The 24,522-nt window shown below is 71.7% G+C and carries 19 protein-coding genes; 10 read left to right on the top strand and 9 right to left on the bottom strand.

Translation table 11 applies throughout. The annotated features are described in order from the left end of the window. Nucleotides 1-25: 25 nt before the first annotated feature. Nucleotides 26-3,838, bottom strand: coding sequence for an ABC transporter ATP-binding protein (locus tag ACWDOP_RS37495; RefSeq protein ID WP_456348859.1), 3,813 nt, complete (start codon nt 3,836-3,838; stop codon nt 26-28). A 182-nt stretch (nt 3,839-4,020) separates the two neighbouring features. Here ACWDOP_RS37495 and ACWDOP_RS37490 point away from each other — a divergent pair, with 182 nt between their 5' ends. After that, nucleotides 4,021-4,554, top strand: a complete 534-nt coding sequence (locus ACWDOP_RS37490) for a VOC family protein (protein ID WP_456348858.1) — start codon at nt 4,021-4,023, stop codon at nt 4,552-4,554. A gap of 18 nt (nt 4,555-4,572) precedes the next feature. On the opposite strand, the gene ACWDOP_RS37485 is transcribed toward ACWDOP_RS37490, so the two are convergent. From ACWDOP_RS37485 to ACWDOP_RS37475, 3 genes are all read right to left on the bottom strand, one after another. After that, the gene (locus tag ACWDOP_RS37485; protein WP_456348857.1) at nt 4,573-5,367 is read right to left on the bottom strand and encodes an ABC transporter permease subunit; all 795 of its coding nucleotides are present in this window, start codon (nt 5,365-5,367) and stop codon (nt 4,573-4,575) included. Between the two features lie 331 nt (nt 5,368-5,698). Then, the gene (locus ACWDOP_RS37480; protein ID WP_456348856.1) at nt 5,699-6,643 is read right to left on the bottom strand and encodes an ABC transporter ATP-binding protein; all 945 of its coding nucleotides are present in this window, start codon (nt 6,641-6,643) and stop codon (nt 5,699-5,701) included. Then, nucleotides 6,640-7,356 carry a hypothetical protein gene (locus ACWDOP_RS37475; protein ID WP_456348855.1) on the bottom strand — a complete coding sequence of 239 codons (717 nt, stop codon included), beginning with the start codon at nt 7,354-7,356 and terminating at the stop codon, nt 6,640-6,642. The genes ACWDOP_RS37480 and ACWDOP_RS37475 overlap by 4 nt, the downstream gene beginning before the upstream one ends. Nucleotides 7,357-7,474: 118 nt before the next feature. Between ACWDOP_RS37475 and ACWDOP_RS37470 the strand changes: the two genes are divergently transcribed. Then, complete coding sequence (locus tag ACWDOP_RS37470) at nt 7,475-8,314, top strand: helix-turn-helix domain-containing protein (protein ID WP_456348854.1); 840 nt, start codon at nt 7,475-7,477, stop codon at nt 8,312-8,314. A 4-nt stretch (nt 8,315-8,318) separates the two neighbouring features. Next, on the top strand, nt 8,319-8,726 hold the full coding sequence (locus ACWDOP_RS37465; protein WP_456348853.1) for a VOC family protein: 408 nt from the start codon (nt 8,319-8,321) through the stop codon (nt 8,724-8,726). A gap of 59 nt (nt 8,727-8,785) precedes the next feature. Here ACWDOP_RS37465 and ACWDOP_RS37460 read toward each other — a convergent pair whose 3' ends face one another. Then, the gene (locus tag ACWDOP_RS37460) at nt 8,786-9,808 is read right to left on the bottom strand and encodes a glutathione S-transferase family protein (protein WP_456348852.1); all 1,023 of its coding nucleotides are present in this window, start codon (nt 9,806-9,808) and stop codon (nt 8,786-8,788) included. Nucleotides 9,809-9,849: 41 nt separating this feature from the next. Here ACWDOP_RS37460 and ACWDOP_RS37455 point away from each other — a divergent pair, with 41 nt between their 5' ends. Beyond that, nucleotides 9,850-10,644, top strand: a complete 795-nt coding sequence (locus ACWDOP_RS37455; RefSeq protein ID WP_456348851.1) for an enoyl-CoA hydratase/isomerase family protein — start codon at nt 9,850-9,852, stop codon at nt 10,642-10,644. A 191-nt stretch (nt 10,645-10,835) separates the two neighbouring features. Then, complete coding sequence (locus tag ACWDOP_RS37450; RefSeq protein WP_456348850.1) at nt 10,836-12,089, top strand: class I adenylate-forming enzyme family protein; 1,254 nt, start codon at nt 10,836-10,838, stop codon at nt 12,087-12,089. 164 nt (nt 12,090-12,253) lie between these two features. Here ACWDOP_RS37450 and ACWDOP_RS37445 read toward each other — a convergent pair whose 3' ends face one another. Beyond that, on the bottom strand, nt 12,254-12,988 hold the full coding sequence (locus ACWDOP_RS37445) for a tyrosine-protein phosphatase (RefSeq protein ID WP_454202844.1): 735 nt from the start codon (nt 12,986-12,988) through the stop codon (nt 12,254-12,256). Nucleotides 12,989-13,409: 421 nt separating this feature from the next. On the opposite strand from ACWDOP_RS37445, the gene ACWDOP_RS37440 reads away from it, so the two are divergent. Then, the gene (locus ACWDOP_RS37440) at nt 13,410-13,892 is read left to right on the top strand and encodes a TetR family transcriptional regulator (protein WP_454202845.1); all 483 of its coding nucleotides are present in this window, start codon (nt 13,410-13,412) and stop codon (nt 13,890-13,892) included. Between the two features lie 66 nt (nt 13,893-13,958). Continuing rightward, a complete protein-coding gene (locus ACWDOP_RS37435) occupies nt 13,959-15,131 on the top strand; it encodes an amino acid deaminase/aldolase (protein WP_456348849.1) in 1,173 nt (390 codons plus the stop codon). A gap of 34 nt (nt 15,132-15,165) precedes the next feature. Here ACWDOP_RS37435 and ACWDOP_RS37430 read toward each other — a convergent pair whose 3' ends face one another. Next, nucleotides 15,166-19,044, bottom strand: coding sequence for an AAA domain-containing protein (locus tag ACWDOP_RS37430; protein ID WP_456348848.1), 3,879 nt, complete (start codon nt 19,042-19,044; stop codon nt 15,166-15,168). Between the two features lie 233 nt (nt 19,045-19,277). Here ACWDOP_RS37430 and ACWDOP_RS37425 point away from each other — a divergent pair, with 233 nt between their 5' ends. Both ACWDOP_RS37425 and ACWDOP_RS37420 read left to right on the top strand, forming a co-directional pair. Beyond that, nucleotides 19,278-20,009 carry an alpha/beta hydrolase gene (locus ACWDOP_RS37425; protein ID WP_456348847.1) on the top strand — a complete coding sequence of 244 codons (732 nt, stop codon included), beginning with the start codon at nt 19,278-19,280 and terminating at the stop codon, nt 20,007-20,009. Nucleotides 20,010-20,098: 89 nt separating this feature from the next. Next, a complete protein-coding gene (locus tag ACWDOP_RS37420) occupies nt 20,099-20,626 on the top strand; it encodes a gamma carbonic anhydrase family protein (RefSeq protein ID WP_456348846.1) in 528 nt (175 codons plus the stop codon). A gap of 6 nt (nt 20,627-20,632) precedes the next feature. Here ACWDOP_RS37420 and ACWDOP_RS37415 read toward each other — a convergent pair whose 3' ends face one another. Both ACWDOP_RS37415 and ACWDOP_RS37410 read right to left on the bottom strand, forming a co-directional pair. Next, a complete protein-coding gene (locus ACWDOP_RS37415) occupies nt 20,633-21,262 on the bottom strand; it encodes a phosphoribosyltransferase (protein WP_454202850.1) in 630 nt (209 codons plus the stop codon). 223 nt (nt 21,263-21,485) lie between these two features. Further along, a complete protein-coding gene (locus tag ACWDOP_RS37410; RefSeq protein ID WP_454202862.1) occupies nt 21,486-22,358 on the bottom strand; it encodes a carbon-nitrogen hydrolase family protein in 873 nt (290 codons plus the stop codon). A 203-nt stretch (nt 22,359-22,561) separates the two neighbouring features. Between ACWDOP_RS37410 and ACWDOP_RS37405 the strand changes: the two genes are divergently transcribed. Next, nucleotides 22,562-24,361, top strand: a complete 1,800-nt coding sequence (locus tag ACWDOP_RS37405) for a DEAD/DEAH box helicase (protein WP_456348845.1) — start codon at nt 22,562-22,564, stop codon at nt 24,359-24,361. Nucleotides 24,362-24,522 lie beyond the last annotated feature (161 nt).

Below are 24,522 nucleotides of genomic sequence, written 5' to 3'. Positions count from 1 at the left end.
ACGCCTGTTCGCGCCTGGGCATGGACTACCACCGAGCGGACACATCTTCTCGTGACGACTCGTCCTCGCCCGAGAATATTCCTACTTCGCTGCCCGCCGCAGCCCACAGGCGAGAGTAGTGACCTCCTATTGATAGCAATTCCTCATGAGTGCCGATTTCGGTGATTCGCCCGTGTTCCACGACGGCGATCCGATCGGCCTGCGCGGCCGTCGCCAGGCGGTGCGCGACGATTACCGAGGTGCGGCCCCGGGTCACCGATTCGTTCGCTACCAGCACCGATGCCTCTGCGGCGGGGTCCAGGACGGCGGTCGCCTCGTCCAGTAGCAGCAGATCCGGGCGGACCAGTTCGGCGCGGGCCAGCGCGATCAGCTGCCGCTGTCCCGCCGACAGTCCGCGACCTCGTTCGCCCACCGGTTGCCGCATTCGCAGCGGCAGGGCGTCGATGGCGGGCAGCGCGCCCACCGCGGCGGCCGCCGATTCGATCTCCGCAAGACTCGCAAAAGGTTTGCCAAATGCAATGTTGCTGGCAATGTCGCCGGCGAATAAGTGAGCTTCCTGCGGCACCACCCCGAGGCGCGAACGGAAGCCCGCCAGCGCGTAGTCGCGGATATCGATGCCGTCGACCCTGATAGCGCCGTTTTCCTCGTCGTTTTCGGCGCCGTGATGCGAATCCGCTATATCGATCTTCGATAGCGCCGTGGTCGAACCGTGATTTGCCTCACGCGGCATGTCGTAAAGCCGGGCAAGCAGTTTCACGATCGTGGACTTGCCCGCGCCCGTGGCTCCGACCAGCGCCAGACTCGATCCGGCGGGGATTCGCAAACTCACACCATCGAGGGCGGCGGTGCGGGTTCCGGGGTACCGGAAGCGCACCCGGTCGAACTCGACCTCGCCGCGCAACCCGTGCTCGGCCGCGACCGCGCCGGCCGGGTCGGGGGCGATGGACGAGGGCGTGCGCAGCAGTTCGCCGATGCGCCGCAGGCCGACCCGGGCCTGCTGGTACCCGTCGAAGAGCTGGGACAGCTGATGGACCGGACCGAACAGCAGCCCGAGGTAGAGCACGAACGCGACCAGGGTGCCCGCGCTGGTGACGCCGTCGGCGACCTGCCGCGCGCCCAGGAAGACCACCGCGGCCAGCGCCACGTCCGCCCAGCCGCCGACGAAGGCGAAGAACAGCGAGATGGCGCGCTGGGCCCGCATCCGGCTGTCACGGTAGCGGCCGGAGTACTCGGCGAAGCGGCGCGCGGCGCGCTCCTCGTGCCGGTGCGCCTGCACGACCCGCAACCCGGCCACGTTCTCCGCGAAGTCGCCGTTCACCGTCGCGGCGTGCTCGCGCGAGGCGCTGTAGGCCGCGTTGGAGGCCCGGCGGAACGCCCAGGTGGCCAGCATCAGCGGCGGCAGCGCGACCAGGACGACCAGGGCCAGGCGCGCGTCGATGACGGTCAGCGCCACCGCCACGCCCGCCACCATGAGCAGGCTCACGAGCGCGTCGGGCATACCGGTTTGCAGGAAGGTGGAGAGCGCGTCGACGTCGGTCGTCATGCGCGTGAGGATCTTGCCCGACAGCTCGCGCTCGTAGTAGTCGAGCCCGAGCCGCTGCAGGTGCGCGTAACTGCGCACCCGCAGGCCGAACAGCACCCGCTCCCCGGCCTTGGCCCCCCACACCAGCGCGGTCGAGGCCGCGATCCAGCCCACGACGGCCAGCGCGATCCCGGCCCCGGCCGCGAGCACCAGCGCCCCCGCGTCCTGCCGCGTCACGCCCCCGTCGATGGCGTACCGCACGATCGACGGAAACCCGACCCCGACAACGGCTTCCAGCGCCAGCAGCGCCATGGTGCCCGCGACCAGCCACCGCACCGGCCGCAACGCGCTCGCCAGCCGGAACCCGGGGTCGGGTTCGCGCAGGGCCGCGCCGTCCATCTCGGGCCGCTCGTGCGGGGCAGGCAGCCCGCGCAGACCACGGCGCACTTCCGCGGGAACGTCGTCGCGCAGCGACGTCGACTCCGGTACGGCCGCTGCACCATTCGCGGCCGGTCCATCGCCTGTGCGCGACGGCAGGCCGGTCGCGAGTGCCGGCGGGTTCAGAGCGGCGTGTACCGCCGTCTCCGGGTCGGCGGCGGCCGGCGGGGGTGCGGGAAGGCGGATCACGCGGTCGGCGCGGGCGAGGGTGGACTCGCGGTGGGCCAGGATCAGGGTCGTGCGGGGGTGATCGGTGGGGAGGGCGTCGAAGATCGCGGCCTCGGTGAGGGCGTCCACTGCGGAGGTGGCGTCGTCGAGGATGAGGACGCGGGGGTCGGTCAGCAGGGCGCGGGCCAGGGCTATGCGCTGGCGCTGGCCGCCGGACAGGGTGAGGCCGCGTTCGCCGACCACGGTGTCGTAGCCGTCGGGGAGGGCAGTGATGAACTCGTCGGCGGCGGCCCGGGTCGCCGCGGCCCGGATCTCGGCGGCGGTGGACTCGGGGCGGCCCAGCGCGATGTTGGCGGAGATGGTGTCCGAGAGCAGGAACGCCTCGTCGAAGACGACGCCGACGGCCGACCGCAGGTCGGTCGCGCGCAGATCGGCGATGTCGGCGCGGGAGTCGGTGTCGTACAGGCTTATCCGGCCCGACTGCGGGCTGTAGAAGCGGGGGATGAGCAGGGCGAGGGTGGACTTGCCGGACCCGGCCGGGCCGATGATCGCCACGGTCTCGCCGGGCGCGATGGTCAGGTCGAAGCCGTCGAGGACGTTGCGGTCGGGGGCGAAACCGAAAGTGAGAGCCTCGATCTCGACGCCGAGCGGCCCGCGCGGCAGCGCGACCGGGTGGTCGGGATCGGTCCGCTCCGGTGCGCTGTCGATGACCTCGTTGACGCGTTCGGCGGCGGCGCGGGTCAGCTGGGCCAGCACCACGACCATGGACATCGTGCGGGTGGCGGCGGTCATGGTGCCGACGTAGGCGCTGAAGGCCAGGAAGGTGCCCAGGCCGATCGCTCCGCGCAGGGCCAGCGCGCCGCCGACCGCGATGACCGCGACCAGGCCGAGCTGCGGGATGGCGGACAGGGTAGGCGCGAAGCGAGAGTCGATGCGGGCCGCGCGCATTCGTTCCGCGTACAGGTCGCGGCCGTGCCGCTCGAGCACGTCGACCATGCGGGCCTCCTGGCCGAACCCCTTCACCACGCGCACGCCGGTGACGGTCTCCTCCACGTGCTGGGCCAGATCCGCGGCGCGCTGCTGCGCGGACCAGGTGGCCGCGTACAGCCGCGGCCGCACCCGGTAGACCACCAGCCCGAGCACCGGCACCACGAGCAGCGCGGTCAGCGCCAGCGGCGGCGAGAGCCACAGCATGACCCCGGCCGCGAGCACGAATTGCACGGCGGCGAGCGAGGACCACGGGCCCATGGCCAGCAGCCCCTGCACCAGGGTGAGATCGGAGATGGACCGCGAGACGACCTGCCCGGTGCGCAGCGCGTCCTGGCCCGGGCCGTCGAGGCGCTGCAGCGCGCCGAGCAGATCCAGGCGCAGTTCGTGCTGCACGTCCAGGGCCAGCCGCCCGGCGAGCATGCGGCGGCTGAAGCTGGTGAGGAAGCGGGCGGCGGCGAGCAGGGCCAGCAGCCCGGCCATGGCGGTGATGATCTCGGTGTTCCCGGCGGTCGCGCCGTCGAGCGCGCGTTTAGCCAGCAGCGGCCCGGTCACCTCGATGACCGCGCCCACCAGCACGGCCAGCCCGATTCCGGCCAGCACCCACGGATGCGCCCTGGACCGCTGCCACAGCCGCCGCAACCAGCCGTCGGTCCGCCCGTTCCCGGCTGTCGCGCTCACCACGGGGTCACCCCCGATCTCATCCACTCGCCGCACACTCATCTGCTTCCTCAACGATCCGAGCACCCCCCGTTTGTTCCCGGATGCCCGGGTTGTCCCGCGTGGCGGGCCGCCGGCGGCGCGTCCGTGGAGTGTCCGGGTGCGAAGTCGGGACGTCGCCTTGTGCCCGACGGCGTCAGCGTGATCGGCTGGACGGACCAGTCCATTCGAAAGGGGCCGCGCCCATGCCAATCCAGCGTCTCAACCACGCTGTGCTGTTCGTCTCCGACGTGGAGCGCTCGGTCGCGTTCTACGCCGAGGTGCTCGGGTTCCGCCGGCTGCCGATGGGTTTCCCGGGCGGCGCGTTCCTGCAGGCCCCCGGTTCGGCCAACGATCACGACCTCGGCCTGTTCCAGTCGCCGGATCCGTCGACGCCGCACCGCACCGGCCGGGTCGGCCTCTACCACCTGGCCTGGGAGGTGGACACCCTCGACGAGCTGGCCCGCGTGCGCGCGGCCCTGTCGGCGGCGAACGCCCTGACCGGCGCGTCCGACCACGGTTCCACCAAGGCCCTGTACGCCGCCGATCCCGACGGCATCGAGTTCGAGGTCTGCTGGCTGGTGCCCGACGCCGCGGTCGAGGCGGAACTGTCCGCCATGACCGCGCCCACGGTTCCGCTCGATCTGCCCGCCCTCATCGCGAAGTACGGCGGCGACACCCCGGGCGGCCCGCGCACCGACCACGAGATCTGGCGGCGGATGTTCGCCGATCGCGGCTGAGCGCGGCCGGGCCGGTTGTCAGAGGTCGCGGGTGGTGGTGAACCACCACGCCGCGCCCGCGGCGCCGGCCGTCCAGACCAGCAGCACGACGATCGCGGCGGGGGTCGGGGCGATCAGGCCGCCGTCGGTGAACTCACTGCTGGTCATCGTGCCGATGGTGGCCGACACCGGAAGCACAGCGGCTACGGCGGGGATGCCCGCGGCGCGGACGATGAGCCACAGCAGGGGTTCCAGGAGCACCACGGCCAGCCCGATCGCCAGCGCGCGCACGGGGGAGCGCAGCAGGAAGCCCAGGGCCGTGCCGAGCACCGACCAGCACACCGCGGCCAGCGCCACCCCGGCCAGGACGGCGAACAGCCAGGCCCCGATCTGCACCCGGTCCCGGCCGAACAGCAGCAGCGCGCCCACCCCGAGGGCTTCGGCGAGCAGGACGGTCGCCAGCGAGATCGCCGCCACCACGGCGGCTTTCGCCCCGAGCAGCACGTTGCGGTCGCGGGTGTACAGCGCGCTCACCGCGAGCGATCCGTACCGGTACTCCGCGCCCGCGGACAGCGCGCCGAACACCCCGGCCGCCAGGACGGCGGTCACCATGGCGAGGGCGGCGAACAGCCCGGGCCAGCCCGCGTCCGAGAGGATCCGGTCCTCGTCGTCGGACGGCAGCTTGTCCAGGACCAGCCCCAGCGTGGCGAACGCCAGCACCGCCAGCACCGGAATCAGTCCGCCCAGCGCCTGATTCACCCGCAGCGACCCGGCCTTGCGCGCCTCCGAGCGCGCCGCCCGCACTACTGGTTCCGGCACAGCGATGCGGATCATCGAAAGTCCTTTCGTGGCGAACGGGCGCCCGCGGGCACGGATGAACGGCGGCAACCGCTGATCGCGGTCCGGCCGGCGCCCGCGTGGGTGCGGCCGGCGCGGTCCCCGTGGGTCGAGCCGTCCCCGCTGAGGAAGGCGGTAATCCTGCCACCCGCCGCGGTCCGAGCCGCGTCGGGATGCGAGCTGCCGACCGGGTGCGGGCACGCGCCTCGAACTCCGATCGCGATGCGGTGCGCGGGATGCGGGCGAGACGGGGAGACCCGTTGCGGGGGCGGGCATTCGGGCTCGCCGCTGGTTGCCGTGGGTCGCGGGGCGGGGTGGGGATTCGTGGTCAACGCGGCATGCCGTAGGCGGCGGGGGTCGGGTAGGGGGCGGGGGCCGAGCGGGTCAGGGTGGCCAGGACCTGGTCCGGGTGGATGTGTTCGGGGGTGATCTCGGTCAGCTGGACGCGAGCCTGGGAGGCGGCCGATTCCAGTTGGGCGAGCGTCACTTCGGCGATCGCCAGGCGGCCGTCGGGGCGCATGACCGCGTCGGTGAAGCCCTGGGCGGCCAGGGTGGTGGCCAGCGCGATCGGGCTGGAGGCCTTGACCAGCAACCGATCCGGATGGCTGCGCCGCAGGCGGGCCGGGCTGCCCTGATAGGTGATCTTGCCGCGATCGAGCACGATCAGCTCGTCCGCCACCGGTACCACGGTGCTCAGGGTGCGCGAGGTCAGCAGCACCGTGCCGCCGCGCCGGGCGTGCGCCTGCAGATACTCGAAGAGCCAGGCGCATTCGGACAGGTCCAGGCCCTGCAGCGGCTCGTCCAGCACCAGCAGCGGGGGATCCCCCAGCAGTGCCACGGCCAGCGCCAGCCGCGTCTGCGCACCCGGCGACTGCGTCGAAATCCGTTCCCCGGCCACGGCGTCGAGCCGGGTCAGGGCGAGCAGGGCGTCCACTCGATCGTCGGAAACGCCTGCGGCAGCGGCGAATACCCGCAACTGCGCGCGCACGGTCCGGGCCGGATGCAGTCCGCGCGGGGTGAGCACGGCCCCGACGGGCTGGCGGCCGCGCCGCACCCCCGAGCCGGGTCCGCCGACGCTCGCGGTGCCCGAGCTCGGGCGCACCTGGCCGAGCAGCATGCGCAGCACGGTCGACTTGCCCGCGCCGGCCGGCCCGACCAGCGCCGCGATCGTCCCGGCGGGCACCACGAAACTGACCCCGTCCACCGCGAGGGCCGAGCCGAAGCTCCGGCTCAGCCCGGCGGCGGCGAAGGCGAGCGCGCGCGCCTGGCTCACTTCTGGAGTTTCTTCGGCGCGGCTTCCACGGCGGGCAGCGGATCGGCGTCGATGACGAGCAGTTGCGGCCAGACCCGCGGCGGCGGGCCGAAAGCCTTGCGCGAGTTGTCGATCAGATTGTGGCCCAGGGCGCGGTTGCCGAAACCGCCGATGACGGCGCCGATTCCGGCGGGGATCACCTTGCCGAGCATGAGCGCGCTGCGCTTGGCCAGGAACTGCACCATGAAGCGCTTGAGCAGCGAGTCGTTCATGGCGCTGAGTCCGGGGATCTTGTTGGCCAGCAGGTTGCCCCAGTTCTTGGCGGAGTGGCCGACGCTCTTCTGCACGATCGCCATGCCGCTGTCGCCCAGCACGACCGCGAGCACGAGCGCGCGGCGGCGTTCCTTGTCCTCGGGCGCCACGCCGTGCACGGCCGCCACGGCCAGGGTGTAGACGGCCGAGGCCTCCATGAAGAACGCGGTCTCCGCGCTCATGGCCGCGATCGAGGCGACGGTGCCGACGCCGGGGACCGCCGCGGTCGCGCCGACCGCGGTGCCGCTGCCGGTGACGGTGGTCAGGTACAGCTTCTCGATACGGGCGATGATCTGCGCCGGGGATTCGTCGGGGTGGCTGCGCCGCAGCTTGTCCACGTATTTGGCGACGGCGGGAGCCTGTACCTGCGCCCCATTGTCGAGCAGGGAGACAACCGCCCGCTCGAGCCCGGTCTTGTACATCGCGATCCCCTTCTTCGTGCGGTCCTCCGACCGAAACTCTATGGCAATCGGACAACGAACCGCGAGAGAAGCCGGTTCCGCCCCGCGCGTTCGCACCGGACCCGCCTACGGTGGGGAGGTGTCCGGTGTGTCGGAGGGCGCGAGCGGTGTACCCGATCCGCGCCTGCGCGAGTATGTCCTCGGTTACGAGGGTTACCTTTTGCGCGGATTCGAACCAGGCGTTCACGTGGGAATGCCCGGTCCGGGCCTGACCGTGATCGTCACCCTCGACGAGCCGCTGCGGATTCCGGTCACCGCCCATCCCGAGCAACCGGGCGGCAGCTGGGAGACCCTGGCCAGCGGGCTCACGGTCCGGCCGGTGGTCATCGCGCATTCGGGGTATCAGCACGGCGTCCAGCTCACGCTGACCCCGCGCGGCTGCCGCGCGCTCCTCGGCGTTCCCACCGCCGCGCTGGGTTCCTGGATGGTCGAGCTGGACGCGCTGCTCGGCGGCGAGGCCGGGGAACTGCGCGAACGCCTCGCCGCCACCGCGGACTGGAACGCGCGCTTCGCGATCTTCGACGAGATCCTGCTGCGCCGGATGCGGCCGGTGCGCTGGGATCCCGAGCTCGCGCGCGCCTGGGATCTGCTGTCGGGCGCGGATCCGAGCGTGCGGGTGGCCGCGGTCGCCGACGAGATCGGCTGGAGCCGTAGGCATCTGAGCGGCAGGTTCGCCGCCGAGTTCGGCATCACCCCCAAGGACGCGGTGCGCCTGGCCCGCTTCGAGCGCTCGCACCTGATGCTGCGGCTGCCCGATCCGCCCCCGCTCGCCGAGATCGCGGCGCTGACCGGCTACTACGACCAGGCCCACATGGCCCGCGAATGGCGTGAGCTGGCCGGATTGCCGCCCTCGGTGTGGCGCGAACGCGAGGAGTTCCCATTCGTCCAAGACCATCAGGGGGCCGGGGCGACAGGCTAGAGCCATGAACGAATCGGCAACCACCAAGACCCTGGCCACCATCTGGCCCGCCCTGATCTATCGGGACGCCGGCGCCGCGATCACGTTCCTGGAGAACGCCTTCGGGTTCGAGTGCACCGCCCGGCACGGTTCCGGCGACGTCGTCGAGCACGCCGAGCTGCGCTACCCGGGCGGCGGCGGCATCATGCTCGGCTCGGTGCGCGCGGGCTCGACCCTGAGCGAGCAGCCCGCCGGGATCGGCGCGATCTACATCGTGACCGCCGAGCCGGACGCGCTGTACGCCCGCGCGGTCGCGGCGGGCGCGACGATCGTCCGTGAGCTGCGCGATGAAACCGATTACGAGTCACGCGGTTTCACCTGCCGCGATCCCGAGGGCGTGTACTGGAGCTTCGGCGACTACGCGGGGGAGTAGGGTCGCCTGCCGGGCCGGCCGACCGCCGGTCCGGCCGGTGAACTCCGGACGTCGAGGCGCTACGCCGAGTGCGCGGCCGGGACCACGTCGCCGGGCTGTGGCGGCGGGGGCGGGGTGCCGTCGCCGAAGGGGTTGCCGCCCAGCGCTTCCCGGCCGTGCGGGGTGAGCCAATCGGACAGCTCGGGGCCCTTGGGGACGATCCGCGTGGGATTGATGTCGGTGTGCACGATGTAGTAGTGCTCTTTGATCTGGGTGAAGTCGATGGTGTCGCCGAAGCCCGGGGTCTGGAACAGGTCGCGGGCGTAGGCCCACAGCACGTCCATCTCGGTCAGCTTCTGCCGGTTGCACTTGAAATGGCCGTGGTACACCGGATCGAAGCGCGCGAGGGTGGTGAACAGGCGCACGTCGGCCTCGGTGATGGTGTCGCCCACCAGGTATCGCTGACCGGCCAGGCGTTCGGACAGCCAGTCCAGGGCGGTGAACAGCCGGTCGTAGGCCGCGTCGTAGGCGTCTTGATCACCGGCGAACCCGCAGCGGTACACCCCGTTGTTGACCTCGGTGTACACCCGCTTGTTGACCGTGTCGATCTCCTCGCGCAGGTCCTTCGGGTACAGCTGCGGGGCGCCGGGCCGGTGGAACTCGGTCCACTCGGTGGAGAAGTCGAGGGTGATCTGCGCGTAGTCGTTGGTGACGACCTGCCCGGTGGCGATCTCCACGATGGCGGGCACGGTGATGCCGCGCGGATAGTCGGGGAAGCGCGCCAGGTAGGCGTCGCGCAGGAAGTGGATGCCGAGCACCGGATCCACCCCGCCCGGATCGAGATCGAAGGTCCAGCTGCGTTTGTCGTGGGTCGGGCCCGGCATGCCGGCCGACAGCGCCGACTCCAGGCCGAGCAGCCGCCGCACGATCAGCGTGCGGTTGGCCCACGGGCAGGCCCGGGCCGCGATCAGGCGATAGCGCCCGGCCTCGACCGGGTAGCCCTCGCGCCCGTCGGCGGTGATCCGGGTGGTGATGTAGTTCGTGTCCCGCTTGAACCCGCCCGCTTCGACGTAGGTCCCGTTCTCCGATTCCGAGGTGGTCACGCGATCCAGTCTGGCAGAGACCGTGTCGTAGATTCGGGACCATGACTGACTCGAAGCCCACCCGTCTGGAACGCATCGTCACCGCGGGGGGTGCGCAGGCCGCGATCATCACCGTCGCGCATCCGCCGCTGAATCTGTTCGACAAGGCGCTGCTGGACGCGCTCGCCGCCGACTTCGAGGAGCTGGCCGCCGATCCGCCGCGGGCGCTGCTGCTGCGCGCCGAGGGCAAGCTGGTCTCGGGCGGGGTGGACGTGCACGTGTTCGACGGGCTCACCACCGAACAGGGCGCGCAGCTGTGGCAGACCCTGTTCGCGCGGGTCATCCACCCCATCGAGGCGCTGCCGTGCCCGGTGGTGTTCGCCGCGCACGGTCTGACCCTGACCGCCGCCTTCGAGATCGCGCTGGCCTGCGACATCATCCTGGCCGCGCCGAAGGCCAAGTTCGGTCTGGTGGAGACCGTGGTCGGCCTGACCCCGTCGATGGGCGGCCCGCAGCGCCTGGCCGAGCGCGCCGGTTCGGGCCGCGCCCGCGAGTTCGTGATGACCGGTGACCTGTACGACGCGGCCACCATGGCGGACTGGGGCGTGGTCAACGCCGTGCACGAGGACGTCGACGCCGCGGCCCGTGCCCTGCTGGCGCGCCTGGCCGAGGGGCCGACCCGGGCGCACGCGGCGACCAAGGAGATCATCGGCGCCTGGCGTTCGGGCGGTGTGGCGCACGCGGATTCGGTGACGCCGGAGATCTCGGGCGCGCTGTTCGCCACTTCGGACCTGAAGAACGCGGTGCGCAGCTTCCTGGATGTGGGGCCGGGCAAGGCCACGTACACGGGCGAGTAGTTCCCCTCGCCGCCGTCCGCGCCCGGGTTCCGGGCCGGGTGGTGCGGGGGTGTGCCGGGCGCGTGGGAACCGGACCGGGGGAGCCTCGGACACGGGCAACTAGCCGCAAAGACGGCGCAATCCGCCCGTAGCTGTGATCTGCATCATATAGTCACTGGTGCCTGCTGGCCACAAGGCGCTCGGAGGGACCTATGTCGCAGCTACTGGTGGAATACCCGCACTCGCGAAATGCCCGGTGCGACAACCCTCTTGCGCGCGGAGCCGACGGCGTCCTGCGTTACGGGAACCTCAATCCAGCACTCACCGAGTTACTGGATATTCAGGTGCACACCTTCGCCGCGCGCGAGGCGGTCGTCGAGATCGGGGGCCCGCGGCTCACCTACCGCGAACTCTGGTACTCCGCCTCGCGTATAGCCGGCGGTTTGCAGGAGCACGGGATCGGCTACGGCGATCGGGTGGCCGTCCGCATGCCGGTGGGCGTGCGCTGGGTGCAGGCGTTCCTGGGCGCGCTGCTGTCCGGCGCGGTACCGGTGCTCGTGCACGACCGCCTACCGGACGCGCTGGCGGACAAGGTGATTCACGACGCCAGCGCCGACTACATCCTGGACGGCGGCGGCAGCGCGAGCGGATACCGCGGGGCCCTGCCCGACGCCGCCGCCTTCATCGACGACGGCGCGTCCCTGGGTGAGCTGGCCCTGCTCTGCTACACCAGCCCGGGCTCGCCGGCCGGTCCGCGCGGGGTGGAACTCACCAACGAGAATCTGCTGTCCGCGATCCGCTCGGTGGTCGGGGCGCTGGAGCTACCCACCGAGGGGCTGCGCAACCTGGTGCTGCTGCCCCTGGCGCACGCGAGCGGCTGTGTCGATCAACTGCTCCCGACCTTCGCCGTCGGCGGCACGGTGGTGCTGGCGCCGGATCCGGCCGCGATCGCCGAAACCCTTGTCGCGGAACGAATAGACATGGTGGCGGCCACGCCGCGAATTTTCGCGGGGCTGCTGCCGGAGCTGGCGGGCGTGCGCGTGGAGGGTGTCCGCAAGGTGTGCAGCGCGGGCCATCGCGCCGAACTCGCCGCGGTGGAACCGGGTGCGGCCGAGACGGTCTCGGATTGCCTGCGCGAGGTGTTTCCCGCCGCCCGTCAGTGGTCGGTGTGGGGCGCCACCGAGACCAGCGGCATCGGCCTGGCGCGCGACGACGCCTTCGCGGCTCGGGACGCTCCGGCCCGTGACGCGCTCGGATTCGCCTTCGGCGGAACCGAACTCGCTCTCTTCGGCCCCGCCGCCGCCACCGGCCGCGGCGAATTGCTTTGTCGCGGGCCCAATATCGCCCCGCGCTACTGGAACGATCCCAAGACCACCGAGTCCCGGTTCACCGGCTCGTGGTTCCACACCGGCAACCACGTCACCATCGATCCCACCGGCCTGGTCCGCCGCGCGCCGGTTGCCTGAATGCGGCTCGGTGCGCCCCGGTTCGATCCGGTGCGCCGATCGCCGCTGGTAGCCCGGTATACGCCGATCGGCTGCCCCCGAGCCCCGTCGCGCGTTCCCTCGAACGCGATTCCGGCCGCATCGAGCGCCGAGCGCTCCCCGCGGCCGTGCGCCCGAGGAGCCGGTTACTCGATGAAGCGCGCGCGCAGCGCGGTGCGCTGTTCCGGGGTGATGCCCACCTCGGCGAGGTAGCCGTCCAGGTCCCCGTACATGGCGTTCATCGAGTCCGTGGCCGAGGCCAGGTACTCGGGCTTGACGCCGAGCAGGTCGTCGGAGAGTTCCTCGTTCGAGCCTTCGGTCATGATCGCGCGCAGGGTCGGCACGGCGTCGTTGCTGAGCAGGTAGTCGCCGTAGACGTCGTCCTCGGTGACGTCGACCGCGCGCAGCAGGGTCGCGATGGCCCAGCCGGTGCGGTCCTTGCCCGCGGCGCAGTGCACCAGCGCGGTGCCGGCGAGGGTCGATTCGGCCAGGGTCCGGATGGCCACGTGCGCCTCGGGCATGGCGGGGAAGGTGCGGTAGACCTCGAGCATGTGGTTGGAGGCGGTGGCGTGCGCCCGCGCCTCGTGCGGCGGGGTCAGGCTGATCTGGGAATCGAACGGGGTGACGTGCAGGCGCACCTGATCGGGCAGGGCGTCGTGGCCGATGTGGTCGATCTCGGCGAAGCCGCGCAGGTCGTGCACGTCGGTGACGCCGAGGTCGAGCAGCCGGGTCCGGCCCTGGTCGTCGAGTCCGCTGAGCTGGGCCGACCGCAGCAGGATCCCGTCTCGGACGCGGGCTCCGGCGGCGGTGCGGGCGCCGCCCACGTCGCGGAAGTTGAAGGTGCCGGTGATCAGGAACGGGTCGTGGCGCGCAGAAGTCACCCGCTCAGGCTATCGGTGAGCGCGGGCGTGAGGGAGGGCGAACCCGATGGGTGGAAGTGAATTCCAGGTGGTGACCGGCGCGTTGCGCCGGTGCGTCACTGTGCCCTGACCCACAGTGGCTATCTTCCGGGCACGCGGTGTCCGTAAAATACCTAGCGGTACTAATGCCTGGTTTACCGGGCGATCCGGGAATTTCGGCCATTCCCATTCGATCGCGGGCGCGTCCCGATTAGGTAACAAAACAATCTTCCGGTACGAAATCGGCTATCAAAGCTGGTCGCGAACCCAGAAAACGACGTAGCATCGATACCTGTTGAACGGGTCCACCGAGGTGCAGCTCGGGATCAATGCTGATCTATCACCCGTTGAGGCAGCCGCGCAGGCGAGGTGCGCGAGTTCTTTTCGCCATAGGGAGTCGTCGTTGAGCGCTAGTGGAGAAATCACCCAGGTCGGACTTCGGCCGGCCATGACCGAGGCCATCGAGAAAGCCGCCGCGTCGCTCGACTTCAGTGGTAATCGTGCGCTACGGGTGCTGCTGCACGCCGGAATCAGCACACTGTGGCCGATCCTGAAGTCCAGCCCCGACCGGCAGATCAAGTCGTACGAGGCCACGCTGGCGATCCTGCGCCAGCGCTGGGAGGGCGGTCAGTCGGTCTGTGTGCCGGATCCGGTCGCCTCGGCCATGTTCCAGAACATGGACGCGGCGGTGACCGACTTCCTGGAACTCTGCGCCCAGCGCTCGGGTACGCAGTGGCTCGAGCCGGTCGACGCGGTGGCGGCCTACCTGGTGGCGGTGATACAGGGCATGGTGCTGCGGTGGCTCTCCGACTGCGACGACGAGACGGCGCTGGTGGTGCTCGACGACCTCGTCTCCTACATGTCGACCAAGGCCGTCGATCTCTGAGTAGGGACGCGGCGCGAGTTCGCCGAGATACTGGACGTGTGACCAGTTTCGTGATCGAATGAAGTGGTGACCCAACCGTCTCCGATCCCGGGGCTGCACGCGGCCACCGAGGATCTCGACCCGCCGCTGGCCGCCGTCGACATGGCCGCGCTGCGGGCCAACGCCGCCGATCTCGTGCGCCGCGCCCGCGGGGTGCCGATTCGAGTGGCCAGCAAATCCGTGCGCTGCCGCGCCGTGCTGGAAGAGGTGCTCGGCAGCGATCTCACCCGCTCCGGTGGCTTCGCCGGAATCATGGGATATTCACTCGCCGAAGCGATTTGGCTCGCCCGCCAGGGCGCGCGAGACATTCTGCTCGGCTACCCCAGCGTCGACCGGGGCGCGCTGCGTGAACTCGCCGCCGATCCGGTGCTGCTCGACGCCATCACCCTCATGATCGACGATCTCGATCAGCTCGACTTCATTCGCGCCGTCATCGGCGACCAGCCCGCGCCCCGGATCTGCCTGGACGTGGACGCCTCCCTGCGCCTCGGGCCGCTGCACCTGGGCGTGCGGCGCTCGCCGCTGCGCGAACCCGAGCAGGCCGCGCGCGTGGCCGCGGCGGCGAAGCGGCGCGGGTTCCGGGTGGTCGGCGTCATGACCTACGAGGCCCAGATCGCCGGGCTGCCCGACACCAATCCCGCTGTGCGCCTGGTGAAGAAGCTCTCGGCCATGGAGATCCTGCGGCGGCGCCGGAAGGTGCTGGACGCGGTCCGGGCCGAGGTCGGCGAGCTGGAGATCGTGAACAGCGGCGGCACCGGATCCATCGAGGTCAGCATTGCGGAGCCCGGTGTCACCGAGGTGACCGCGGGGTCGGGGCTCTACCTGCCGACCCTGTTCGACGGCTACCGCAACCTCGCGCCCCGGCCGGCCATGTACTTCGCGCTGCCGGTGCTGCGGCACCCGGCCGAGGGCATCGCCACGGCCTACTCCGGCGGCTACATCGCCTCGGGCCCCGCCGGGGCCTCGCGGGTGCCGAAGCCGGTGTGGCCCTTGGGATTGGGGCTGATCGGCACCGAGGGCGCGGGCGAGGTGCAGACCCCGCTCACCGGCGCGGACGGTCTCGGCATCGGTGATCGCGTCTGGTTCCGGCACGCCAAGGCCGGTGAGCTGTGCGAGCGGTTCACCGCCGTGCAGCTCGTCAGCGACGGGCAGCGCACGACGGTGCCGACCTATCGCGGCGAAGGGCAGTGCTTCGGCTGAGTGCCGCCGTCGCACCGCGTTCCGTCGCCGGCGTTCACAGCCGGTCCACCTGGAGCACCGCCGCCAGATCGGAGAGTTCGGCCTCGGTGGCGGGCAGGAATTCGGTCAGCAGCGGTGACCGGACGATGATCGCCGACCACATGGCCCGGGAGATGGCCCCGGTGACCCAGTGCCGCGAGACCAGCGCGCCGACGCCGCGGGGTGCGTCCCCCGGGGCGGAGGTGGTCATGGAGACCAGCACCACCGCCGCCTCGCGCCCCTGGAAGTGATCGGCCGTGCCGACCAGCACGTCCTCGATTCTGGCGCGGGACAACAGGGTTCGGATGCGCGCGACCTGGGCGTGATAGGGCGCGACGACCAGAATGTCGTGCGGGTGCAGGCGGCGGGTGCCCGCGGCGGTCTGCCACGGCAGCCCGAGCAGGGTGCGCACCTGGCGCACGATCTCCCGCGCCTCCTCGGCGGATTCGGTGCTGTTGCCGTGATGTTCGACCGTCACCGTTCGCACGCCGGGCGCGACGCCGTCGAGTTCTCTTGCCAGGGTGACGGTTTCGTTCGAGCGCAGCCGGTTGTCGTAGCGCAGCCGGGACACCGGGCCGGACATGCGCGGATGCATGCGCCAGGTGCGGTCGAGGAAGTAGCCGTAGGCGGCGGGGAGCGTGCGATGCGGTCCGACCACGCGGCCGAGCACGGAGTCGCCCACCGGTTCGGGATGCACGCCGTGCCCGGCGGCGGGCGCGAGATCGCCCACCAGCAGCAGGTTCGCGGCACCGGCCGCCACCGCGACCGCCTCGGCCAGCGGGAGCCGGCCCGCGTCCACGATGACCAGCAGATCGAGCCGGTCGCACGGAATGCGCCCGGGTTCGGTGAAATCGCGGGTCAGGCCGCCCACCACGCAGCCGTTCACCGCGTTGTCCAGGAACCGGGTGTAGTGCGCGGCCTCGATGTGCAGCCATTCCGAGGCCACCGAGCGCGCGTCGGTCTTGCCCACCAGTTCGGGCAGGATGCCCTCGCGCACCACCGCGTCGAGCACGTGCTCCACCACCGGGTGCGCGCGTGCCATCACCCCCACGCGCCATCGGTACCGGGTGACGAGTCTCTCCAGCACGCGCGCCACGGTGTCGGTCTTGCCGGTGCCGGGCGGGCCCTGGACCGCGACGTAGGAGTTGTCGAGTTCGAGGATGGCGGCGGTGACCGCGGAGGCGTGGTCGCCGAACACCTCCGGCAGCGGGCCGCCCCCGCGCAGCCGGGGCGGGCGGCGGCACAGCAGGTCGAACACCGCGTTCGCGGGGACGTCGGGCAGCGCCACCAGGAGCTGGTGCGCGACGTCCTCGAGCACGTCCTCGAGGTGTTCGTCCCGGCCGGGCGGGCGGGGGACGATCGCGGACGGCAACTCGGTGTAGGGCGCGCAGTCCTCGGGCAGCAGTTCCACGACCCGGATCACGTCCTCGAAATTCGCCGCGGGCACGCCGCCGAGCACCGTGGCGTACGCGTACGCGCGGCGGCCCGGCGCGGTGCGCATCCCGGGCGCGGGCCGGTCGTAGAGGGTCAGCACCGGGGTGCCCGGGGGCGGCGCGTTGCCGGTGCCGAGTCGCCCGGTGAGCGTGAGGTAGCGGCGCAGGGGCTGCTGCCCGGTGCCGTGCCAGTCGGTGTCGACGGTGCCCTGATCGGCGATGAGCACCCCGGGGGTCTCGGCCCATTCCTCCACCGGGTGATCGAGCCGATCCTCGTGCGCCCAGCGCAGCGGCCGCCGTTCGCGCCGGTGATAGCCCAGTGCGGCAGCGGTATACGCCGCCGCCACCTGCGCGATGTCCCGGTGGTCGGGGTGCCCGCTGTCGGCGAACTCCCGCAGGGCGGCCTCGACTTCGTCCGGCCCGCTCTCCCAGTAGTCGTACGACAGGCGGCGGGCGGGCGGCACCCCGTGCTCGGTCGCCAGCTCCGCGAGCCAATCCCGCAGGCGCAGTACGGCTTCGGGGTCGTCCTGGAGTTCGTGTGATCCGTCGGGGCCGTGGACCGTCCCCGCGTTCGCGGCCGGATCACCGGGACGGCCGCGGCCGGCGTCACCCGGATGCGTGAAATCCGTGTCGCCGGAACGGATGTGGTCGTGCGCCGCGCGATTCGGCGGCAGCTCGCTCAGGTCGTACGAGCGCGCCCCGACGATCATCGCCGCCCGCACGATCGGGTACAGATCCACCACGGCGGGCAGCAGTTCCGAGGCCGCGTCCTCGCCGTCGGTCCGGCGTTCACCGAGTTCGCTCAGCAGTGGGCGCAGCGCCGTGCGGTAGTGGTGGATGCGCAGCTCCGGATGGCGGCCCTGACACTCCTCGAGGAACGCCAGCAGTGCGAGACCGTCGTCCTCCGGATCGGTGACCGACCGCCGAATCACGAAGGAGCACACGGATACCGGCGAGTGGTGCGGCGCGAACATGACCGGGTGCCACGCAGCGGTGGCCAGTGCCCCGGCTCCCGGGTGCGGGGCGCCACCCTCGAATGTCCCCCCGGCGCCGCCCGTTCCGCCGCCGGCGAGAAGTTCGAAGACCCGGTTGCCCGCGCCCCGCTGTGCCGCGTGGTCGGCCCGGGTGCGCACGGGGTTCCCTAGGGTTTCGACGGCCGCCCCGAGATATCCGGGCGCGGCCACCGTACAGACGCGCACGATGAGATCGCCCGCTGCGAAACGGATCTCGGGCGACCGGCCGAGCACGCCGTGCCCGACTGCCGTGTGGATCGGGGGCGATGCGATCGGGTCGCCGAATCCGTCCATCGCCGGGCCGTGTGCGGTGTTCCAGCGCGGCGCGGCGCGGCCGGGTCCGGCCCGGTGCGGGTCGAATCGTTCGTCGCTGGGGGCGAACGGATCGGAGCCCGGGATGCCAGGGCCGGAACTGGGCGCGAGATGGTATTCCGCCGCCCGAGTACGGGATTCGGCTGTCCCGCGCGCCGGGGCGACGGTCAGGAACAGATCGCCCGGGGTCGGCGGGGGGAGGGCGGCCAGGGCCGCGGCGGACAGCAGGGTGTGGGTCGGGTGGGCGCTGCGCTCGCGGTGCAGCTGGAGTTCGGCCTGGCGGCGCAGCGCGGTGAAGGTGGGGGCGGGGACGCCGGTGACGGTGTCGTCGGCGGCGGCCAGGCGCTCGATCGTGGTGATCCCGGCGTCGCGGAGCTGGGCGTGGGTGGTGGCGCGCATGCCCGCGACCAGCCAGAGATCGCGCTGGGCATGGAGTTCGGTGGTGCAGACGGCGCAGCGGCCGCAGGCCAGGAAGCGGCGGTCGCCCCACTGCACCGGGAGCAGTTCGCCGAGTTTGATGTCCAGGATGAGGTCGAGCCGGCGGCGGCGGGCCGCGTGCACGAGGGCCATCTCGGCCAGGGGCGCGGTGACGGGCACGCCGTCCACCCACAGGTGCGCGTGCGGGCGGGGCCGGAAACCGATGTCGCGCAGCGCCTCCGCGGTCGCGGACAGGCGCAGCAGCGCGGTCATCCGGGTCGCGGCGGTGGCGACCGCGGCCGGGATGTATCCGTGATCGCCGGACGCGGTGTCGCGCAGCAGGAAATCGCAGCGGGTCACGAAGGACCCGTCGAACAGGACGGCATCGGCCACCACGTCGGCTCTGTCGTGCAGGGCGGCGCGGGTCTGTTCGTGCGCGGCGGTGAGGTCCGCGGGGGTCGCCGTTCGACCGGGCGCGTCCAGCGGGCCGCGGACGCGGACCACGCTCGCGCCGAACCGATCCCGGAGATCGGCGAGCCGGTCCGCCACGGCCGGGTCGCGGGCCGGATCGGCGGCGGCCGGATCGGCGGCGGCCGGATCGGCGATCCGCGGCACCTGCCCCAGTTCGGCGTCGAGGGCGCGCAGCAGCGCGAACTCACAACGCGCCGCTGACACCAGATCCGAGGTGCTGCACACGACACGATCACCGAACAGAATCAATCGCGGCCCTCCTGTGCCGTTGCGCCGGCGACCGCGCCTGCCGCACGCGCCTGTGCGTGCCGAGCCGCGTCACTGCGTAATGACTGGATGCGTGCTGCCGGCCCGGCCGGACGCGGAGAACCCTACAGCCCGTTTCGGCGTGTCGCCCGGCATTACGCGGCGGGCGCGCACCCGCGCGCCGCCCCGGTCAGGCGGCTGAATCCGGCTGTCCCGGCATTTGCGACAATCGCCGGATGCCGTTCTTCGATGGCCCCCGCGGGCGGCTGCATCACCGCCACTGGCCCGCCGCCGACGCCGTCGCGAGCGTGGCCCTGTTACCCGGAATCGGCCAGCACAGCGGCCATTACCACCGTTTCGCGCGCGTCCTGAACACCGCGCGCATCGACCTGTGGACCCTGGACACCGCGGGGCACGGACTCAGCGAAGGCGACCCCGCCCACCCCGGCACCCTGACCGAATTGGCCGCGGACGCACACGCTTTCCTCGCCCGGATCCCGCCAACCCCCCTTGTGCTGATGGGCCACTCGCTCGGCGCCGCCACCGCCCTCGCCACAGTCGGTGCGGTTCCCGCCCTGGTGCCCCCGCACCCGACTCCGCCCCCACTCGCCGCGCTGATCCTGTGCGGCACCCCGCGAACCGTCCTGCACGGCGCCCCGCCGCAGTCGGCCCGCCCCGCCCCGGCGGCCGGTTCCGCCCCGCCGCCCGCCCGCTCCGGCTCCGCCGCGCCGGCGTCCACACCCGGCACGGAACCCCAACTCCCGCCCCGGCTTCCGGCACTGGTGGTGCACGGTGTGGACGACCGCCGCGCCCCCGTCGACGCCGTCCGCGCCTGGGTGCGCCGCCAACCCGGAGCCGACTACCTCGAGTACCCGGACGCCGGCCACGACCTCCTCCACGAGCCCGTCCACGCCGAGGTCGCCGCCGACATCGCCGCCTGGGTGGTCTCCCCGCCCCGGCTCCACTGAACCGAGCCCCGGCCTCCCCGCGCGCGAATTCGCGGCGCGGCGCGGCCATCCCGAACCGTTCGCGGGGGCAAGGGTTTACGTTGGCAGGCGTGCCACTCTACGAATTCGAAGGCAAGCGGCCCACGATCGACCCGACGGCCTTCATCGCGCCCACGGCGACCCTCATCGGCGACGTCCGGGTCGAGGCGGGCGCCTCGATCTGGTACGGGGCGGTGCTGCGGGCCGACCTCGCGCCCATCATCATTCGCGAACGGGCGAATGTGCAGGACAACGCGGTGATCCACGTGCCGCCGGAGGTGACGGTCGAGATCGGGCCGGGCGCGACGCTGGCGCACGCGGTCGTGTTCCACGGCGCGACCCTGGGCGCGGAGTCCATCGTGGGCAACGCCAGCACGGTGCTGGACGGCGCCAAGATCGGCAGCGGCACCATGATCGCCGCCCACTCCCTGGTGCAGCCCGGCCAGGAGATCCCGGACGGCGTCCTCGCCGCGGGCGCGCCCGCCGAGGTCAAACGCCCGATCGCCGGCACCCAGGCCGAAATGTGGGTCAAGATCAACCCGTCCTACTACGCCGACCTGGCCCAGCGCCACCGCACGGGCATCACCGAAATCGAGTAGCCCGCGCTAGCCGGCCGGGTACAGCAGCGCGACGACCTCCTCGTCGGTCAGCTGGTGGAAATCGTCGTAGACCGCGCCGACGCCGCCGAGCTCGCGGGGGACCAGCGGGCAGATCACCTCGTCGGCCAGCGCCCGAATGCGCTGCAGCGCTTCCCAGGACGAGACGGGGACAGCGACCAGCAGGTGGCGGGGCTCGTGCAGGCGGGCGACCTCGCAGGCGGCCGCGACCGTCGCGCCGGTCGCCATGCCGTCGTCGACGATCACCACCGTGCGGTCCTTCAGCGGAATGGGCGGCGTCGGCCGCAGCAGGGCCCGCCGGCGTTCGAGTTCCGCGCGTTCGAGCGCCTCGACCTCGGCGATCTGTTCGGGGGTGACCCCGGTGTGGCGCAGCACGTCGGCGTTGAGCACTCGCACCCCGTCCTCGCCGATCGCGCCCGCCGCGAGTTCGGGCTGCCACGGCACCCCGAGCTTGCGCACCAGCAGCACGTCCAGATCCCCGCCGATGATGCGGCGCATGGCCGCCGCCACCGGAACCCCGCCGCGCGGCAACCCCAGCAGCAGCGGATCCGCCGTGCGCAACCGCACGAGCACCCCGCCCAGTGCCCGCCCGGCGGCCCCTCGATCCGGATAGGTCATTACCGTCCAGTCTAGGTGCGCCGGGCGGACCCGGTCCGGGAGCGAACGCCGCGGTACCCGTGCCTGGCCCGTGTCTTCCAGCGGAGCCTCGGGCATATTCCGCTGCGGCACCGCCGCGCACGAGGATCTCGCCGGGCGACATCGCTGCCGGGCGACGACCTCGGGCCGCGCGACGAACCGGGCGGCGGTCCGTGTACCTGTGCGAATTCTCCCGGCGAGGGTTCTACGCTTCGCGAATCCCGAAGCGGCGCAGGGCCAGACTCGGATTCGTGGTGCGCACCTCGCGCAGATGATCCAGATCGACGCGGGCCGTCGCGATGCCCGGCTGATCGCCGAGCTCGGCCAGCACCGCGCCGCTGGGCGAGATGATCGTGGACGCGCCCGAGCCGCGCGGGGCGGCCTGGTCCGAGGCGGCGACGTACATGGTGTTCTCGATGGCCCGCGCGCGCAGCAGCGTCGTCCACTGATCGACCTTGCCCGGCCCGGGAATCCACTGCGCGGGCAGGACCAGCACGTGCGCGCCGGCGTCGGCGATGCGCCGGATGCCCTCGGGGAAGCGCAGATCGAAGCAGGTCTGCATCCCGAACACGACCCCGTCGACGGTGAAGGTCTGCGGCGGGTCGAGCGGGCCGGGCAGCACCAGCTCGGACTCCTGGAAACCGAACGCGTCGTACAGGTGCACCTTGCGGTACACGGCCGCGAATTCGGCGTTCGGCGTGGCCGCGACCAGCGTGTTGTAGATGCGGTCCGCGGGCAGGTCGCCGCCCGGCGCCTCCACCACGCCGGCCACCAGGTGCACCCCGAATTCGGCTGCGATGCCGCGCAATCCGTTCACGAACGGGCCGGTGAGCGGTTCCGCCGCCGCGACCACCCGTTCGTCCAGCCGCGTCACCGCGTACATGGCGTACTCGGGCGCGATGACGACCTTCGCTCCGAGTTCACTGGCCGCCCGCACCTCGGCGCGCAGCGCGGTGAGATTGGCCACGGTGTCGGCGCCGGGCGCGAATTGCACCACCGCGATGTCCACCGCGCCCGCGGGCGACACCCCGGCGGGACTCGCCGCCTGTGCCGCCGGCTCCTGGGCGAGCGCGCTCATCACCTCTGAGCTGCCGGATTCTGCGGTCGTGACCGCGCCGGTGACGTAGTTGCGGACCGGCGCGGGTTCGGCGTGAACCGGTCCCGATGCCGGCAGAACGGGGGTCGTTGCCGCGGATGCGGGCGGGTTGTCCGGTTGCACGTCTTCCAGCCTATTCACCCGATGGTCGGGGCGACCAGGGCAAGGCAGTAAACTGCTGGTCAATGAGTACCTCACCGGCCGACAGCGTTCCCACTGACGACGAGAGGGACGCGAACGGCCCGTCCTTCGCTGATCTCGGTATCGATGACCGCGTCCTGCGGGCCATCGCCGATGTCGGCTACGAATCGCCGTCGCCCATCCAGGCGGCGACGATTCCACCGTTGCTGGCGGGTTCGGACGTGGTGGGTCTCGCGCAGACCGGCACCGGTAAGACCGCCGCCTTCGCCATCCCGATCCTCATGGGTCTGGAAGTCACCGGCAAGGCCCCGCGCGCACTGGTGCTGGCGCCGACCCGTGAGCTCGCGATCCAGGTGGCGGAGGCCTTCGGCCGGTACTCCACCCACATTCCGGGTCTGAACGTGCTGCCGATCTACGGCGGTCAGAACTACGCCGTGCAGCTGTCCGGTCTGCGCCGCGGCGCGCACGTCGTGGTCGGCACGCCGGGTCGTGTCATCGATCACCTCGAGCGCGGGACGCTGGATCTGACCCAGCTGCAGTACCTGGTCCTCGACGAGGCCGACGAGATGCTCAAGATGGGCTTCCAGGACGACGTCGAGCGCATTCTGCGCGACACGCCCGACACGAAGCAGGTCGCGCTGTTCTCGGCGACCATGCCGCCGGTGATCCGCAAGATCGCCAAGCAGTACCTGCACGATCCGGTGGAGATCACGGTCAAGACCAAGACCTCCACCAACACGAACATCACCCAGCGCTGGGTGTCGGTGTCGTACCAGCGCAAGCTGGACGCCCTGACGCGCATCCTCGAGGTCGAGTCCTTCGAGGCGATGATCATCTTCGTGCGCACGAAGCAGGCGACCGAGGAACTGGCCGAAAAGCTGCGCTCGCGTGGCTATTCCGCCGCCGCCATCAACGGCGACATCGCCCAGGCCCGGCGTGAGCGCACGATCGGCCAGCTGAAGTCGGGCCAGCTCGACATCCTGGTCGCCACCGACGTCGCCGCCCGCGGCTTGGATGTCGAGCGCATCTCGCACGTCGTGAACTACGACATCCCGCACGACACCGAGTCCTACGTGCACCGCATCGGCCGTACCGGTCGCGCGGGCCGCAGCGGTGACGCCCTGCTGTTCGTGGCCCCGCGCGAGCGCCGCCTGCTGGACGCGATCGAGCGCGCGACCCGCCAGCCGCTGACCGAGATGCAGCTGCCCAGCGTGGACGACGTGAACGCGCAGCGCGTGGCCAAGTTCGGCGACACCATCACCGAGAATCTGTCCTCGGCGAACCTGCCGCTGTTCCGCAAGCTCATCGAGGACTACGAGCGCGAGCACAACATCCCGCTGGTGGACATCGCCGCGGCGCTGGCGGTCGGCTCGTACGACGGCAACAACTTCTTCATGGAGCCCGATCCGGAGCCCGTCGTGCGCGAGCGCCGCGAGCGCCCGGAGCGTTCGTTCGCCGGTGACCGCGAGCGCCGTCCGCGCGAGGGCGGTCCGTCGCTGCACCGGCAGACCGGCGCCGAGCTGGCCACCTACCGCATCGCGGTCGGCAAGCGCCACAAGGTCGCGCCCGGCGCGATCGTCGGCGCCATCGCCAACGAGGGCGGCCTGCGCCGCAGCGACTTCGGGCACATCAGCATTCGCCCGGACCACTCGCTGGTGGAGCTGCCCGCGGACCTGTCGCAGGAGACGCTGAACGCGCTGAGCCGCACCCGCATCAGCGGTCAGCTCATCCAGCTCGAGCTCGATTCCGGTGCGCCCGGCCAGCGTTCGATGAGCCGCGCGCCCCGTCGCCCGGCGGACCGCGACTTCAAGCGCCAGGACCACAAGCGCAAGCCCCGCGCCTGAGCGGTTCCCGCACAGCGCAATTCGCACGATTGATCTCGCGCCCGGGCCGGCAAGCCCGGGCGCGAGCTCGTTGTCGGGACGGCAGGTTCGGCAATCTGCTGACCCTGCCCGTGGGAGACGGCGGCATCCTCTACGTCGAACCCTGGTATCTGGAACGCAAT

The organism is Nocardia sp. NPDC003693 (assembly GCF_053981095.1).
Note: the sequence above shows the minus strand (reverse complement) of the source record. Positions and strands in the feature narration are given on the sequence as shown.

Bases quoted from the DNA above. Each gene is read 5' to 3' on its own strand.
- ACWDOP_RS37475 (WP_456348855.1), bottom strand. From the start codon at position 7,356: ATGTACAAGACCGGGCTCGAGCGGGCGGTTGTCTCCCTGCTCGACAAT.
- ACWDOP_RS37495 (WP_456348859.1), bottom strand. From the start codon at position 3,838: ATGAGTGTGCGGCGAGTGGATGAGATCGGGGGTGACCCCGTGGTGAGC.
- ACWDOP_RS37465 (WP_456348853.1), top strand. From the start codon at position 8,319: ATGAACGAATCGGCAACCACCAAGACCCTGGCCACCATCTGGCCCGCC.
- ACWDOP_RS37450 (WP_456348850.1), top strand. From the start codon at position 10,836: ATGTCGCAGCTACTGGTGGAATACCCGCACTCGCGAAATGCCCGGTGC.
- ACWDOP_RS37455 (WP_456348851.1), top strand. From the start codon at position 9,850: ATGACTGACTCGAAGCCCACCCGTCTGGAACGCATCGTCACCGCGGGG.
- ACWDOP_RS37410 (WP_454202862.1), bottom strand. From the start codon at position 22,358: ATGAGCGCGCTCGCCCAGGAGCCGGCGGCACAGGCGGCGAGTCCCGCC.
- ACWDOP_RS37415 (WP_454202850.1), bottom strand. From the start codon at position 21,262: ATGACCTATCCGGATCGAGGGGCCGCCGGGCGGGCACTGGGCGGGGTG.
- ACWDOP_RS37490 (WP_456348858.1), top strand. From the start codon at position 4,021: ATGCCAATCCAGCGTCTCAACCACGCTGTGCTGTTCGTCTCCGACGTG.
- ACWDOP_RS37425 (WP_456348847.1), top strand. From the start codon at position 19,278: ATGCCGTTCTTCGATGGCCCCCGCGGGCGGCTGCATCACCGCCACTGG.
- ACWDOP_RS37485 (WP_456348857.1), bottom strand. From the start codon at position 5,367: ATGATCCGCATCGCTGTGCCGGAACCAGTAGTGCGGGCGGCGCGCTCG.
- ACWDOP_RS37405 (WP_456348845.1), top strand. From the start codon at position 22,562: ATGAGTACCTCACCGGCCGACAGCGTTCCCACTGACGACGAGAGGGAC.